The sequence below is a fragment of the Candidatus Edwardsbacteria bacterium RifOxyA12_full_54_48 genome (assembly GCA_001777915.1).
Taxonomy (GTDB): domain Bacteria; phylum Edwardsbacteria; class AC1; order AC1; family EtOH8; genus UBA2226.
On the sequence record MFFN01000006.1, the window covers coordinates 1 to 15,722 of the forward strand.

Sequence of the window (15,722 nt, forward strand, 5' to 3'; positions counted from 1 at the left end):
ATCAGCCAACCTTGGGTTGACCAAATTTCAACAACTTGCTCCTACCCCTGACATTTTCACTTGCCTGTTACCCTGACATATTGACTAAGCAACGACAGCAAAGAAAATTACATAATATAAGCCCCGCAGTTGCGGGGCTTTATATTTGATGAGTATTTGAAAGGGCTCTTACCATTTTCTGGCATATTTATTTCTTATTGACATGTAAGAAGTATGGCATTATAATAATAATTGAGCATATCTTGGCAAATCATGATCGTCAACTAAAATCAAACCAATTAAAAGGAGGGGATGATGCTAAACAGAACTGTTCTGCTAATGCTTGCCCTGCTATCTACCGTTAGTTTGGGCTTGGCAACCCAGAACTTCGAGAGCAATTCTTTGACGCTAAAAGGTAAGGATTTAGTTAAGGGAAACTACCAGGGGGAGCAAACCGCTGCAACCGATGCCAAAGATGAAATATCTTTTGCGCCGAAAACGGCAGTAAAAGCCAAAAGTTCGGGAGGACCTGATGCCTACGGATATATCTGGACTGATTCTGACGAGGCAGGCGGACCGACCTATAGCTGGATTGACATCACCGGCACTGGCACTCCGCTGAGTATTTTAGATGACGGAGAGGCGAATATCACCATACCTTTCTCTTTCCAGTTCTACGGCATATCGTCCGCAGATCTGCGCGTCGGCAATAACGGCGGCATTATTTTCACCACCACCATCGGCGATGTCTTCGCCGGCAACACTGCCTTGCCAGCCACATCATGGACCATGGGGATAATGGCCTTCTGGGACGACATTGACGATGAGACCGGCAATGTCTACTGGGAGGTGCAGGGCATTGCCCCCAACCGCCAGCTGATAATCGAGTGGTACGACCGACCGCATTACAGCAACACCGGATCGGCCACTTTTGAGATGATCCTGTCCGAGGGATCGAACGCCATCGTTTTCCAGTATGCCGATCTGGACTTTGGCAACGCATTATATGACAACGGCCTTTCGGCCACCGTCGGCATCCAGGGAAGCAGCACTGCCGGCGACAGCCTGTATCTGTTGTACAGTTTCAACACGGCCTCGCTGCACGATAACCTGGCCATTCGCTTCTCTGATTATATCCCAGCCACCCACGACCTTGCCGTAGCCAGCATTGATACACCGACTACCATAATGCCACCCTCGGAGGGATTTACCCCCGTTGCCACCGTAAAGAACCTAGGACTGAGCCCGGAGAGCGACTTCCAAGTGTTCTTCCAGATCAATGACAGTATGGGCTCCCAGCTTTACCTGGATTCGGCACAAATAACCAGCCCGGACAGTATTTTATGCGATTCCTTGCGGCAATTCACCTTTAGCGCTTTCGACCCGAATGCATTTACCCGCTACACTGCAATTGCCTGGACCGGACTGGCCGACTCTATACCATCCAACGATACCCTGAGCAAGGCCTTCCGCACCTGGGATTTGAATGTAGGAGCAACCGGTATCCTGGCTCCGGCGGTTAAAGTTAACCCCGAATCTACTGCGGTCCCGACGGCCACATTCCACAACTTTGCCACCCAGACGGCAGACTTCCAGGCCCATTTTGAGATCCGTGACAGCGCCAGCATGGTTTACGGACAGTCGCTGGCCATTACCGGACTGCCACCCGGGGGGGACACTACCATAGTCTTTCCGGACTGGGCGGCTCCGCACGCCCTGGGAAACTATAGCGCTTCTGCCTATACCGTGATGCCTCACGACCTCAATCCGAGCAACGATACGCTGACTGAAAGCTTCATCGTCGGATACCATCAATTTGGGGATATCGATACCACCATCACTATAGGCACCCTGGCTAGCTACGCTCTGACCGGCATTACCTTCTGCCAGGCGGACAGTAATTTCTATTTTGTGAGCATGGCCGACGATTGTGTCTATCGCCTCGATCCCGATACCTGGGCAACCACCCTGGCCTTCCCGGTCGACAACAGCGCCGGCGAGATCCCCTGGGGCATCTCCTGGGACGGCACCAATTTCTGGGTAGGCCAGATCGAGAACAGCATGATCTATGCTTATAACAAGCAATACACCTTTGCCGGGACCTACACCGGACTTTACTGCGACATTACCGGCATCGGCGGCAGCGGCTGGATGGCAGGCATGGATTTCGACGGCGTCCACACCTGGCAGGTGGCGGTAGGCGGAGATAACATGATCTATAGGCTGGATCTGCCGAACGGGGCAGTCATCGATACCATCAACTCCGTGCCCTGGGTTACCTCGCAACGGGGTTGTAGCTGGATACCATACACCAGCCAGTTCTTGTCCGGCGGTTGGAATACTAACCTGCTTTACAAGCTCGACTCCCTGGGTAATCAGTTAGACTCAGCCGTCATGGCCTCCATGGCCGACGTTGACATCTACGACCTTATCGCCGAGGGTGAGTATCTCTGGGGATTGGTCACCATCCAGGACGCAGCCAACTCCATCAGAAAGGTTTGGATGGGTTACCTTCGACCGACCGGAGTGAATGGCAACCCCAACGAGCTGAACGAATCGGCAGACTTCTCCCTGCAGCCAGCCTACCCCAACCCACTTCAGGGCAACACCACCATCAGTTTCAGGCTGCCCCGGGCCTCGCTGACCAGCTTGGATATTTACAATATCATGGGGCAGAAAGTGAAGACCCTTGTTGCCGGTAATCTTGAGGCCGGCCGGCACAGTGTCATCTGGAACGGATGTGACAACAGCGGCAGGAAAGTGGCTTCGGGGGTTTTTATTTGCCGTTTGACATCCGGCAGCGGCCAGGCCACCCGCAAGTTGCTGGTCATCAGATAAGCCCTGGTATCAAGGAAACAATAAAGCCCCGCTTTGATGCGGGGCTTTTCATTGGGTGATATTATCGACCGTTTTCCCTCAGCTATGACGGTATTTTATCACCCGGATATCCTCCAGGGTCACCAGTCCCTCGGTTACGTTCTGGTCGATGAAAGGCATCAGCCGGTCGATATTCTCCTTGGTATCCACCACCTCGATGACCACCGGCAGATCCTCCGACAGGTTCAATAATTTGGCGCTGTGAAGCCGGCTGTCGGCCCCGAATCCCAGGATGCCCCTAAGGACCGTGGCCCCGGCCAGGTTCAATTCGCGGGCCTTGAGCACTATCTGCTCGTACAAAGGCTTGCCGTTATGCTTGTCGTTTTCGCCGATAAAGACCCTTAACAGCACCGCCTGCTCCGGAAGTTTCATCCGCCAATCCTCCCTGTTCGCTAACAATTATAAACATCTGCAATTGAGAATAAAATTTAACCTTATCATAAATATTATGCTCCTGTTATATCGCATTTACAACATTCTCATGGCAAATCTATTTAATAATATTTATTCATTATATTTGCATTGTATCTTCGTATAATATCGTTTAATTCAGACACCTCATCTTTTGTTATGGTTTTGTTATTAATAATTGATATTTCTGTGACATTCCGTGTTGGCTCAATAAAAATTGGTAAAAATAAAAACAAGGGCTGCTTATTTTGAATATATTTGTATAGAGAAAATAACTGAACAAGGTAAGCTGGAGGCGTTGTATATTTATGAAGATTTTTCAATGGTAATTTACACTTAAAATACTCTAAAGAATCAATTATACTTTTACTCTCTAATAAAGTCCAATCATTGTCGTAATAACATTTTATATCATGTTTTATTTCTTTGATTTTGTCGTGATAAATAGATATTTTAGAAGTTTCAGTATAAATTGGTTGCACTAAAACCGCATCTGTTCTTTTTCCAACAGAGGTTGCACAACCAAACAGAAACAATAATAATGCATAATACAATAATTCTTTTTTCATTTATTGGCTTTCGTATTTCCCTCATGCTTTACAAGTTATTTCCCGTAATTCCACCAAGAAACCGTTGGTTTATATTTTTAAAATGTTTTGAGCGCCAATTTAGCGACATACATGCCGAGAACCACCAACAGCAGCCCCAATATATTGTTCAGGAGCACATTGGTCAGGCACAGCCTGATCTCGCCCTCCCGCAGCAGATTGATGGTTTCCAGGGAGTAGCTGGAGAAGGTGGTGTAGGCCCCCAAAAAACCGATGGCGATAAAGCTTCTCAGGTCGGAAGGGATCATGGCCCGGTCGAAAAATTCAAAGAACACCCCGATGGCCAGAGAGCCGGACAGATTGACAAACAAGGTCCCCCAGGGAAATATCTCATTGACCGACAGCTGGACCAGCCGGGAAAGCCCGTAACGGGCCAAAGCCCCGGTCATGCCGCCCAGGGCGATATAGATCAAATGCTGCACGGGATCACTGCTTCAAAAGCTCCTCGACTTCGCGGGCCAGCATCTGATCCAGATTCTCGCGGTAGCCTATATGCCGGTACCTGATGACCCCCTGCTTGTCTATCACAAAGGTGGTGGGGATTCCGGTCACGCCGTAAACCCGGTCGATACCGACGCCCATCATCCCGCCCTGCAAAATGACGAACTGATGACCCGACCTCTCTACGAACTGCTTCACCAACTGGTTCTTGTCCCGGCCCTCCAGGTTGATGCCCAGCACCACCAGGCCTTTTCCCTGGTATTCCAGGAAGACCTGGTCGATCAGAGGCATGGCCAGCTTGCAGGGACCGCACCAGGTGGCCCAAAAATCAAGTATCACCACCCGGTCCCGGAACTGGGAAAGCTGATAGGGCTGGTCGTCCAGGTCCGGCAGGCTGAAGTCGGGGGCCGGCCGGCCGACTATTCTGGCGGCGTCGGCCTCATCCTCGGCCTGCTGGCGGGCCAGGGTTTTCTCCGCCGCCTGTTGCAGCATTTTGTCCAATCCTCTCAGGGTCCTGTATCTTTCCTCATAGACGGCCTCCAGCTCGGCTTTGGTCTTGGCCGGGTCCTCCAGCCGTCCGGCCAGGCTGGCGGCCAGGTTCTCTATGGCGCCATCCAAATCGCCCGTCCGGTATAAGGCCAGCCCCAGGTGATACTGGATGGTCGGATCCTCTGCCAGTTTAAAGGCCTTCTGCAATTCCCGCAGGGCTGCATTATAGTCTCCCTTTTGATAAAGCACCCAGCCGTAGGTGTCCAGATAATTCCCCCTCTCCATCCGGAGGATGTTTTCCCAGCGTTCCCGCGACAGGCCGGCCGGCTTCTGGCCGGATGATCTCTTGTGGGCCAGGGCCGCCGCTTTTTGAGAGTATTGCTCGGCCTGCTCCAGGTTGATCCCCTGCTTGGCCCACTCATAGGAAAGATTGTTGAGCACCTCGGCATTCTCGGGGTCCATCTTCAGAACGGACTCGAAGACCTCATACATCCTCGGCTGGTTGCCTATCTGGGCGAAACGGCCGGCCAGCATGGTATACAGCCCCAGCCGCTGTTCCCTGGTGATGAACTTCATCCCCTTGATGTCGCCCTCCGCCCGGTCAAGGCTTTCGGCCTCTCCGGCCTGGGTGATCTTTTGGGCCTGATCCAGTACCATCTCCCGCTGTTTGACGATGAAGAAGCTCAAGCCAGCCAGGGCCAGCAGACTGGACAGCACCAGTACCCAGAATAGCTTTGGAATTTTTTTCATATCTGTCCCTTTGAAACGGGTTGGCTGTTAAAAATGGGCTGATCTCTCAGCCCATGAAATTATTTTTTCCCGTCCCGGTATTCCTTGGTCGCTTTGATGAAATCGCGGAACAGGGGTTGGGGCTTCATGGGCCGGGACTTGAATTCGGGATGGAACTGGCATCCCAGGAACCAGGGATGGTCCTTCAGTTCCACCATCTCCACCAGCATCCCGTCCGGCGACCGGCCGCAGAACACCATGCCCTTCTCCTCCAATTTTGCTACATAGGTGTTGTTGACCTCGTAGCGGTGGCGGTGGCGTTCCGATACCTGTTCTGTCTGGTAGGCCTGATGGGCCTTGGTGCCGGGCGTGATGACGCAGGGGTAGGCCCCCAGCCGCATGGTCCCGCCCAGGTTGCTGATGTTCCTCTGTTCCGGCAGGTAGTCTATCACCGGATGCGGGGTCTTGTCGTCGAACTCGGTGGAATGGGCCTGCTTCATGCCGCAGACGTTGCGGGCAAACTCGATGGTGGCCACCTGCATCCCCAGGCAGATGCCGAAATACGGCATTTTATTTTCCCGGGCGTACCGGGCCGCCAGGATCTTGCCCTCGATGCCCCTTTCTCCGAAGCCGGGGCAGACCAGGATGCCGTGGCAGTTAGCGAAGCGTTGGGATACATTCTCCGGGGCCAGGCTTTCGGTATCTATCCAGTCCAGGTTGACCTTGGCCCGGTTGGCGATGCCGGCATGGACGAATGATTCTATGATGCTCTTGTAGGCGTCGTGCAGATCGACATACTTGCCGCAGATGGCCACCCGCACTTCGGATTCGGGATTCTTGTGTTTTTCGATCATCTGGCTCCAGGCGGTCAGGTCCGGCTTGTGAAAACCGGCCCCCAGCAGATGGGCCACGATCTCATCCAATCCATCGTTGTGGAATCTGAGGGCCACCTCGTAGATGCTCTCCACGTCGATGGCCTCGATCACCGACTCGGCCGAGACGTTGCAGAACAGGCCGATCTTCTCCTTGAGTTCCTTGTCCAGGGGCTGCTCGGTCCGGCAGATGATGATGTCCGGCTGGATGCCGATCTCCCGCAGTTTGTTGACCGAATGCTGGGTGGGCTTGGTCTTAAGCTCGCCGGAGGCGTGGATATACGGCACCAGGGTCAGGTGGATATAGGCGCAGTTCTCCCGCCCCACGTCCAGCCGGAACTGCCTGATGGCCTCGATGAACGGCAGGCTCTCGATGTCGCCCACCGTGCCGCCGATCTCGGTGATCAGCACGTCGACGTCGCCGCTTTCGGCCAGCTTGTGGATCCGGGCCTTGATCTCGTTGGTGACGTGCGGCACCACCTGGACGGTCTTGCCCAGGTAATCGCCCCGTCGTTCCTTGGTGATGATGGATTCGTAGATCTGCCCGGAGGTCAGGTTGTTGTCCCGGGTCAGGGGCCGGTCGATGAACCTTTCGTAATGGCCCAGGTCCAGATCGGTCTCCGCCCCGTCGTCGGTGACGAACACCTCCCCGTGCTGGAAGGGGCTCATGGTCCCGGGATCGACATTCAGGTAGGGATCGAACTTCTGGATGTTGACCTTGAGGCCCCGGGCCTTAAGCAGATAGCCCAGCGATGCCGAGGCGATGCCCTTGCCCAGCGAGCTGACCACCCCGCCGGTGACAAATATGAACTTTACTTTCTTCTTCATAACTTTTTATGTTTCAAAAATTTGTTTTTAATGACATCGTTTTGTCACCCTGAGAAAGCAGCAATACCAAGCAAGCCGAACGGGTGAACTCTTGCCGCCCTATACCTTGTGCCCCGATCAAAATGATAAGTAAAATTTGAAGTATTAAGTTTACTTTAAAAAAAGCCCCCTGTCAAATGAAAAAAGGGCGAAGTGAAGACACTTCGCCCTGGGTTTTTCTGATGATCTACTGTACCACCACGAATTTCCTGGTGGCCCGGTAATTCCCGGCCTGCAGTCTGACAAAATAGACCCCCTCGGCCACATTGGCATCGCTCCATTTCAGCGAGTAGTGACCCGGCTCCTGCAGGCCCCGGTCGAAGCTCTTGACCGTCTGGCCCAGCACATTGTAGACCTTGATGTCCACCTGGGCTGCCCTGGGCAGCTGGTACCTGAAGTTGACCTGCCCCCGGGCCGGGTTGGGCCAGGCGTTTTGCAGGGCGAAGACTGCGGGGTTCCCAGCCTGCGGTTTGCCGCTTACCCCGGAGGCTCCCACGGTCATGGAGACCGGGATCTTCTTGGGGTTGTTGGCCAGATCGTTGCTGGCCAGGCAGACCGTGTCGCTGTAAGTGCCCAAGGATAATCCCGTAGCATTAAAGCTGAAGGTGACATTGCTATTGCCGGCCGCGGCCACTGTTCCCGAGGTGGGATCGATGGTGATCCAGTCGGCCAGCTTTTTGCCCAGCATGGCCTTCAGGTTCCAGTTGTAGTCAAGCGCGTAGGTTTGCAATTCAGCCCAACCGCCGGCTTCGACCCAATCCCCTTTGCCGTCTATGGCCGGGCCGTTGTCGGTTGAAGCAGGATAGGTGCCATTGACGTGCCCCACACTGTACCCTACCCAGTAATTGATGCCGGTCTGAAGGGTTATCGGCGAAGGAAGCTGGTAGGTGTTCCATCCGTCCGCTGTCGACGCAGTGACATCGGAGGAATAGATCTCGGTGGTCGGAGAGGTGGTCCCGCCCTGCCACACTTTAACAGTCACATTGGTAATAGGAAGGATGATCAACGCCTTTACGGCATATAGTTCATAGGTTTCGTAATAAGAAGCCAATTCGGTGCTGGTCAGCAGGATTGCGGTGGTAAAGGTCGTGCCGCCATTTCCTATGGCATCACCATTGTCAGCATTGTCATAACTTCCAATGCCGGTATTTAAATATGTCAGGTTCCAGTCCAGATCCATACCGCCGGTGTTGCCGATCACCAGGGTCTGGTCCAGGCTGTCGTTCTGGGGAACGTTGACATCATAATAGGTGTGGTCCAGGGCCATGGCCGGCCCGGTGGGAGCGCCTTCCGGCTTGACGATCAGGCTGCAGGTCATGGCCGATGAGCCGGCCGGGATCTGGCGCACCGCCACCCCGGCATGGGCCCCGCCGGTGGAGTCGGTGGCGCCGTTGTAATAGCTGACCGGGTAGGCAGTGCCGGAACTATCAAAGCTGGCCTGGGTGCTGCTGGTCCAATAGTCGGCCGCATCTCCATCGTTGGTCCCATTCCACAATTCAGAACGGTAACCGGCGGTGGTCATATCGGTCTCCTCCACCGCCACGCCATAGGGCCGGGCCACCCCCCCGCTGGTATATTTATTATTCATCGTGTTGTTATTCAAATAGGTGGTGGTGGTATAGGTGCTGTCGATATGGTAGATGGCCAAACCGCCCGGCGAAGTTGAAGGCAGCAGAGAGTCCCAACGTACGCTGCTGACCGGACCCATGCCAAGTTCATAGCGGTTCTCCACCAGCCAGAACTGCTTGGTGGTGTCAGTGCCCAAAAAGGCCAGCTTATAGCTGCTGTTGGTGGCCGTGGTCATGATACTGTTGACGGTGTAAACATCGTTAGCGGTGACCAGGGTAGGACTGGCCCAACCCAGAAAACGCCGGCACCACAGGTCAAGGGCCACCGGGCGGGCATTGGTGGAGCCGTTGCCGCCCCAGGAACCGCCGGCCATCAGCGAAAATTTGCCGATGCCCGAGCCGGCGCCGTAATCGTAATTATCAGTATCATAAAGGTCCGGTAGGCCCAGGGCATGCCCGAACTCGTGGCAGAATACTCCGCAGCCGATCATCTCGGTGGTGCCGCCGTTGCCGTCGGCGTAGTTGGTCCTCTCCGGCATGATGATATATTCGTTGATCCGAACCGGATTGCCGGTGAAGGGGCTAATGTCGCCGGTGGTATAATAGGTGGCCCCGCTGCCCCAGCCCGACAGATAGAAGCTGTGCGACCAGATGGCGGTGGCGCCTTCTTCTGCTCCTTTGCCGGCGTGAACCACCCACAGCACGTCGAGATAGCCGTCGTGGTTCTGGTCGTAGCTGGAATCGGCGAAGTTGACGAACGAGTCGGCATGGGCCAGGGTTTTGATTATGAACTCATAGGTATTTCCGGTTGTCCCAGTATTGAACCCATAATTGGCCGAATAATAGGCAACGGTGTTGTTGCTGGTGCGCCAGTTGTCGACCGCGCCGGAACAGCTCATGGTGTTGTAGGACATGTCGCGGTAGTAGTTGTTGACCGATTTGTTGTTGGTCCCGGTGTTGAACAACATGCCCTGGAATTCGGCCTGGGTGTTGATGGCCGCCAGGTCGGTAAAATAGCCCATGATCACCGGGTATTCCCGGCTGCCGGTGACCTTGGCATCGGAGCCTTTGATATCCTTAAGCTGAAAGATCAGGCCCCGTTCCGGGCTGTCCATGCCCTTCAGGCGCATGGCCTTCAGGGCTTCGGGCTCCCGGATCCCCTGATAAGGGGGCATGGCAAACAAAAAGCCGGCCATTGACGAAAGTATCGCCATGACCAAAAGTAATCGCACTATTGAGCTTTTACCCATGAATAGTTACCTCATTTTATATTTATGGAATGGTTACTTCCTGGATCAATTATAATCACGGAAAGGCCCAATGTCAACCCAAAGGATGAATTAAACTTTTCCAATTATTTATTGCCACCATCCTTCTTTTTCCTCCCCTCCCAGCCCCGCTCGGTGGGAAAATAGAACTTCTGGTCCTTGATCTCGTCCGGCAGGTGCTGCTGGTCCAGTTTGGCGTCGGGCTCGTCGTGGGCGTAGCGGTAGCCGGCCCCGTAGCCCACCTCCTTCATCAGCTTGGTGACGGCGTTGCGGATCACCAGCGGCACCGGCAAAGAACCGGAGCGGTCTATCTCCCGCATCACCGCGCCGTAGGCCTTGTAGACCGCGTTGCTCTTGGGCGCCAGGGCCAGATAGATCACCGCCTGGGCCAGGGCCAGCTCGCCCTCCGGCGTGCCCAGGAAATGATAGGCCTCTTTGGCCTGGTTGGCTATCAGCAGGGCGTTGGGATCGGCATTGCCGATGTCCTCGGTGGCAAAGCGGATCATCCGCCGGGCCACATACAACGGGTCCTCGCCCGAGGCCAGCATCCGGGCCAGCCAGTATAAAGATCCGTCGGGATCGGAGTCCCGCAGGGATTTATGCAGGGCCGAGATCAGGTTGTAATGCTCCTCCCCGGCCTTGTCGTACAGCAGGGATTTCCTCTGCATGGCCTCCTCGGCATCGGCCAGGGTCACCGTTCTCTTCCCGTCCTGGTCCGGTTTGACGGTGCTGACCGCCAGCTCCAGAGCGTTGAGGGCGGTGCGGGCGTCGCCGTAGGAGGACTGGGCGATGAATTCCAGGGCCTTGGCATCGGCCGCCGGATGGAGCTCGGCCAGCCCCTTTTCTTCTATTAGAGCCCGCTCCAGAATGCCCTTGATATCCTCCTCGCCCAGGCCTTTCAGGATCAGCACCTTGCTGCGGGATAAAAGGGCCGAGATCACCTCGAAGGACGGGTTCTCGGTGGTGGCCCCTATCAGCACGATGGTCCCCCGTTCCACGTAGGGCAGAAAGGCGTCCTGCTGGGCCTTGTTGAAGCGATGGATCTCGTCCACGAAAAGGATGGTGCGCTGGCCCTGGTGGCTGCGCTTGGCCTCGGCTTGCTTGATGACCTCCTTGATCTCCTTGATGCCGGAGATCACCGCCGAGAATTCCAGAAAATTGGCCTTGACCGAGCTGGCGATGATCCGGGCCAAAGTGGTCTTGCCGGAGCCCGGCGGACCCCAGAAGATCAGCGACGGCACCTCGCCGGATTCCAGGATCTTGCGCAGCACCCGTCCGGAGCCGATCAGATGCTCCTGGCCCACCACCTCGTCCAGGGTGCGGGGCCGCATCCGGTCGGCCAGGGGCACGGATTTGGCCTCGGCCGATCTATCGGGAAATATTTCGGTCTGATCGGTCATGATCATTTAAGGAATTGTGGTTAGTTGCTATTTTAGATCACCCCTTCCCCTCCTTGATCAAGGAGGGGATTAAGGGGAGGTCATTTTATTTTCAAAAGAAATTCTTTCATCCCGATAAAGATGGCCCTGGCGATCCTCTCCTGGAAAACTCCGTCCAATAAAAGGGCTTCCTCGCGGGGGACGATGATGAAGGCCGGCTCCACCAGGATCGAGGGGAATTCGGTGGCCCGGCACAGCACCAGGTTGCCGTAGAACAGTCCGTGGTCGTTAAGCGGAAGCGTCTTCTGAAACTGACGGTGGACCGTCTCGGCCAGCCACCGGCTGTAGGGCTGGTAGTAATAGGTGGAATATCCGCTGTTCAACAGGGGATTGGCTCCGTCCGGCGAGGCGTTGTTGTGGATGCTGATCAAAATATCCGCCTTCCAGCCAGCCGCCCGGCTGGGGCGCTGGTAGATGCCGGCCCCCTCAGACCCCTCCCGGGTGTAGAGAACCGAGGCCCCCTCCTTCTTCAGCATCCGGCCCAGCCGCTGGCTGATCTGCCAGTTGATGTCCTTCTCCAAAGTTCTCAAGGGGCCCACTGCGCCGTTGTCCGGGGAGTGCCCGGGATCCAGGGCTATTTTTAAATTTTTGAATGGAAGTTTATGGTTGATGGCCGGCGGGGCCTTTAAAGACAGCACCAGGTTGTTGTTCTGATAGGCAGTGCTGTATCCCCACAATTTGCCGGCCAGAGACACCTCCAGCTCCACCGTCCGGCTGTCAACCTGCCTCCAGCGGATATCGTTGACAAAACCGTCGGCCGGATCGTAGCGCACCCAGTCCATGTCGGCCCGGACATCGTAAAGCACCATCTTCAGGCTCCGTCCATCGGCTCCGGGAAAGACCTGATGGACCGAAGGCCGTGACAGCAAGATGCTCAGTTGGCTGCCGCGGGGTTCCCTGGCCGTCTTGACCAAAACCAGCTTGGCGGCAGGGAATATTTTCCCCGCCGGAAACAGTTCCAACGAGTTCTGTTTGACCCAGGCCTCCTTGGCCTCCGAAAGCTTCAGCCGGTAATACTGATCGTGAATTCCGTTGATCTGCAGGATCGTTCCCCGGGGCAGGAACATCTCATAGCCCAGGTCCGGGGCGGTCTTGAGCACCGCAAGGGAATCCTTCACTTTGGCAAAGACCTGGCGGGCATCGTCCCAATTGCTGAGAATTGGCCCGGTGGAATCAATTACGGAATTTCCTTCCCGGTCAACCAGGTAAAAATATATTCGCTGGCTTTCCCAGCCCTCATCTCCCCTTATCAGGCAGGACCCGCCGTAGATGCCGGGCACCACAGTGGTATCGGCGGTGGAGGAGTCGGAAAAAGCCAGGACCTTGTCGTCCGGCTCGGTTGATGCATTCTGCTCAACCATCACCCGACCGCGGCCTCGGCCCACCGAAAAACTGGCCTTGCCGCCGGGCGTCCCCTGGAATGAAACATAAAGGCGATCTCCTGCCGGCAGGCTCAATTTGTAATTGGGGTTGATCGAGCCGTGCAGGATGCACAGGCTGTCAGGCCGGATGTTCTTTTTGCCCGCAGCCACCTTCACCTTGCGATCCAGGGTGGCGATGCCCGAGGCATCCAAAGCCGACAGCTGGATGATGAATTCTCCCGGATCGAACGGGATATAAGCCAGAAAGGCCCCGGTCTTGTAGACCTCCACCTTGCGACCGTTGACCGAAAGCTGGCTGCCGGGCGTTACCGATCCCAGGATGAACGACCAGGAGACCGGCCCGATATCGGCTCCCTCCGGTGGATAGACCAGGTCTATTTGGGGGGCAGATCGGGCCAGCCCCGCAACGATAAGCAGGATAAGGATGCTGCTGATTTTTCTCATTACTCTATAAACACCTTAGCGATTAATTTTAAGGCCCATTTGGCAAACTTGGCCAGGGCAAAGAACCAGTTATTGGAAGCCTGGTTGGCATTCAACGAGCGGATATTTACCACGGCTTTTTCAATCCGAGCAATACTGCAATCTGCCTGCATCGGCCTGGCTGATCCCTGCCGGGGATCCAAATTAAGATATTTCAGCAGTTTCTCCGCCGGGACCTGGTTCCGGCGGGCGATCTGCTTCAGGGTCAGCGTGGTGTCGATCTCAACCGGCCGGAGGGATGTATCCTCTGCCCGGACAACCGGCGTCCCTAGAAACAGGATCAACAGACACATCCCCAGCCGGGGTGATGTTGAAATCCTTTTAAAAGATGCGGCAAAGATATTTTTAACTATATGATACATGTTTTATTATATTCCGGAAGCGATAATAGATCAATAGGATTTACTGTTTCTTGATCACATACTCGGCCGCAGCATTCCCGGCCGCATATCCCGAGCTCCAGGACCACTGGAGGTTGTAGCCGCCGGTGTCCCCGTCCACATCCAGCACTTCCCCGCAGAAGAACAGCCCGGGAGCCTTCTTGGACATCAAGCTTTCGGGAAATATTTGCCGGCAGTCCACCCCCCCGGCCGTGACCTGGGCCTCCTTGAAAGGCCTCGGGCCTTTTATCTGAACCGGCCAGCGGCAGAGATTTTCCAGCAGCATCGGCAATTGTTCATCCGATATCTCCCGGCATGACGCATCGAGGTTCAATTTGCTTTGGATCATCATGACCAGTCCCAGTTTCTCCGGCAGCAGTCCGGTCAAAAAATCCCTGGTCAGGCGGGAAGCCAGTTTTTCCCTTCTGGCCCTCAGTTGGGTGATGACCTCTGTTTCATTGGTATAGGGCAGAAAATTGATCCGGCACTCAAGTCCCGGACCTTTCATCATTCGGCTGGCCTTGAGGGCCAGCGGTCCGGACAGCCCGTAGTGGGTGAACAATCCTTCATCGACGATCTCAAAAACAGTCTGGCCGCCCCGGCTGATGGTCAGCCTGAGGTCCATCCTCAATCCCTGGAGCTTATGGAACCAGTTCCCGGCCAGCATCAGCGGCACCAGGGCCGGCTCCGGGGGGACGATGGCATGGTTAAGTTTCGACGCCATCTCGTAGCCCTGCCCGGTGGAGCCGAACTGCGGACTGGCCGCCCCGCCGCAGGCCAGGATCACCGCAGCGGATCCATGCCCAGGCCCCCTTTGGCGGACCTGCCAGCCGGAGGAAACCCTCCCCAGGGCCACGATCTCGGACCGCAGGTTGACCTCCACCCCCAGCCGTTCCATCTCCTGCTCCAGGCAGAACAGCACCGCGGAAGCCTCGTTGCTGCGGGGAAAATACCTTCCCCGGCTGTCGGCGTAAAACGACAGTCCCAGGCCCTCGAAAAATTCCAGAGTGTTCTTCACTTTGAAATTATCAAGGATGCCGCCGGCCAGTTGCAGGTGGCCGCCGTGAAAGTTATCCAAGGAGATGTTCTGATTGGCAAAGTTACAGCGCCCGTTGCCGGTGGCTAAAAGTTTGCGGCCCAAGGAGCCGTTCTTCTCCCAGAGCCGCACCCGGCCGCCTTTCCCGGCGGCGATGATGGCCGCCATCATCCCGGCCGGCCCGCCGCCGATAATATCGATATATCTGTTCACCGTCTCATCCCGTTTTGGATTTCCCCTGTTCAGCGGCCCTGGCGGCCAGCCAGTCCACCCATTCCGCCATGCCCTGCCCGGTGGCGGCCGACAGTTCGAAGATGGGAGCCTCCCGGTTTATCCTCCGGACGTCGGCCCGGGCCTTCTCTAGATCGAAGTTCACCGCTTCCAGCAGGTCGATCTTGGAGAATATCACCGCCCCGGCCTCGGAGAAGATCAGGGGATATTTGGCCGGCTTGTCGTCGCCCTCCGGCACCGAGAGCACCACCACCTTAAAAGCCTCGCCCAGGTCGAATTCGGCCGGACAGACCAGGTTGCCCACGTTCTCCACCGCCAGGATATCCGTCTTATCAAGCTGAAAATCCTGAAAGGCCCGGTGCACCATCCCGGCATCCAGGTGGCAGCCGCCCTCGGTGTTGATCTGCACCACCGGAATGCCCAGGGCCGCCAGCCGCCGGGCGTCGTAGTCGCCGGTGATATCTCCCTCGATCACCGCAAATTCCATTTTACCTTTCAGGCCGGAGATGGTCCTCTCCAGCAGGGTGGTCTTGCCGGCCCCGGGCGAGGCGATGAAATTAAGCGCCAGGATGCCGTGTTTTTGGAACACTGCCCGGTTCTCATCCGCCCGGTGGCGGTTCTGGTCCAGGATATTTTTCAGGATCTTGATCTCTGTCATATAC

The 15,722-nt window shown here is 55.7% G+C and carries 12 protein-coding genes; 1 reads left to right on the forward strand and 11 read right to left on the reverse strand.

Annotated elements, in window-relative coordinates:
* Positions 1 to 318 precede the first annotated feature (318 nt).
* Entirely contained in the window at positions 319 to 2,817 is a 2,499-nt protein-coding gene (locus tag A2273_00005; protein OGF06640.1) for a hypothetical protein, read from the forward strand.
* A 78-nt stretch (positions 2,818 to 2,895) separates the two neighbouring features.
* On the opposite strand, the gene A2273_00010 is transcribed toward A2273_00005, so the two are convergent.
* The 11 genes from A2273_00010 to A2273_00060 all read right to left on the reverse strand — a co-directional run bounded on the left by A2273_00010 (position 2,896) and on the right by A2273_00060 (position 15,718).
* Positions 2,896 to 3,228 (reverse strand): hypothetical protein, encoded by a 333-nt coding sequence (locus A2273_00010; GenBank protein OGF06641.1) that lies wholly within the window; start codon positions 3,226 to 3,228, stop codon positions 2,896 to 2,898.
* A gap of 122 nt (positions 3,229 to 3,350) precedes the next feature.
* Positions 3,351 to 3,836, reverse strand: a complete 486-nt coding sequence (locus A2273_00015; protein ID OGF06642.1) for a hypothetical protein — start codon at positions 3,834 to 3,836, stop codon at positions 3,351 to 3,353.
* A 77-nt stretch (positions 3,837 to 3,913) separates the two neighbouring features.
* Positions 3,914 to 4,264, reverse strand: coding sequence for a hypothetical protein (locus A2273_00020; protein OGF06938.1), 351 nt, complete (start codon positions 4,262 to 4,264; stop codon positions 3,914 to 3,916).
* A gap of 37 nt (positions 4,265 to 4,301) precedes the next feature.
* Positions 4,302 to 5,555, reverse strand: coding sequence for a hypothetical protein (locus A2273_00025; GenBank protein ID OGF06643.1), 1,254 nt, complete (start codon positions 5,553 to 5,555; stop codon positions 4,302 to 4,304).
* 59 nt (positions 5,556 to 5,614) lie between these two features.
* Positions 5,615 to 7,234: a CTP synthase gene (locus A2273_00030; GenBank protein ID OGF06644.1), complete on the reverse strand. Its 1,620-nt coding sequence runs from the start codon at positions 7,232 to 7,234 to the stop codon at positions 5,615 to 5,617.
* A 226-nt stretch (positions 7,235 to 7,460) separates the two neighbouring features.
* Complete coding sequence (locus tag A2273_00035) at positions 7,461 to 10,037, reverse strand: hypothetical protein (GenBank protein OGF06645.1); 2,577 nt, start codon at positions 10,035 to 10,037, stop codon at positions 7,461 to 7,463.
* A gap of 158 nt (positions 10,038 to 10,195) precedes the next feature.
* Positions 10,196 to 11,509, reverse strand: a complete 1,314-nt coding sequence (locus A2273_00040) for an AAA family ATPase (GenBank protein ID OGF06939.1) — start codon at positions 11,507 to 11,509, stop codon at positions 10,196 to 10,198.
* An 80-nt stretch (positions 11,510 to 11,589) separates the two neighbouring features.
* Complete coding sequence (locus A2273_00045; protein ID OGF06646.1) at positions 11,590 to 13,374, reverse strand: hypothetical protein; 1,785 nt, start codon at positions 13,372 to 13,374, stop codon at positions 11,590 to 11,592.
* Complete coding sequence (locus A2273_00050; GenBank protein OGF06647.1) at positions 13,374 to 13,706, reverse strand: hypothetical protein; 333 nt, start codon at positions 13,704 to 13,706, stop codon at positions 13,374 to 13,376. Before A2273_00050 ends, A2273_00045 begins: the two co-directional genes overlap by 1 nt.
* Before the next feature lie 109 nt (positions 13,707 to 13,815).
* Positions 13,816 to 15,000 (reverse strand): hypothetical protein, encoded by a 1,185-nt coding sequence (locus tag A2273_00055; GenBank protein OGF06940.1) that lies wholly within the window; start codon positions 14,998 to 15,000, stop codon positions 13,816 to 13,818.
* A 46-nt stretch (positions 15,001 to 15,046) separates the two neighbouring features.
* The gene (locus tag A2273_00060; GenBank protein OGF06648.1) at positions 15,047 to 15,718 is read right to left on the reverse strand and encodes a hydrogenase accessory protein HypB; all 672 of its coding nucleotides are present in this window, start codon (positions 15,716 to 15,718) and stop codon (positions 15,047 to 15,049) included.
* Positions 15,719 to 15,722 lie beyond the last annotated feature (4 nt).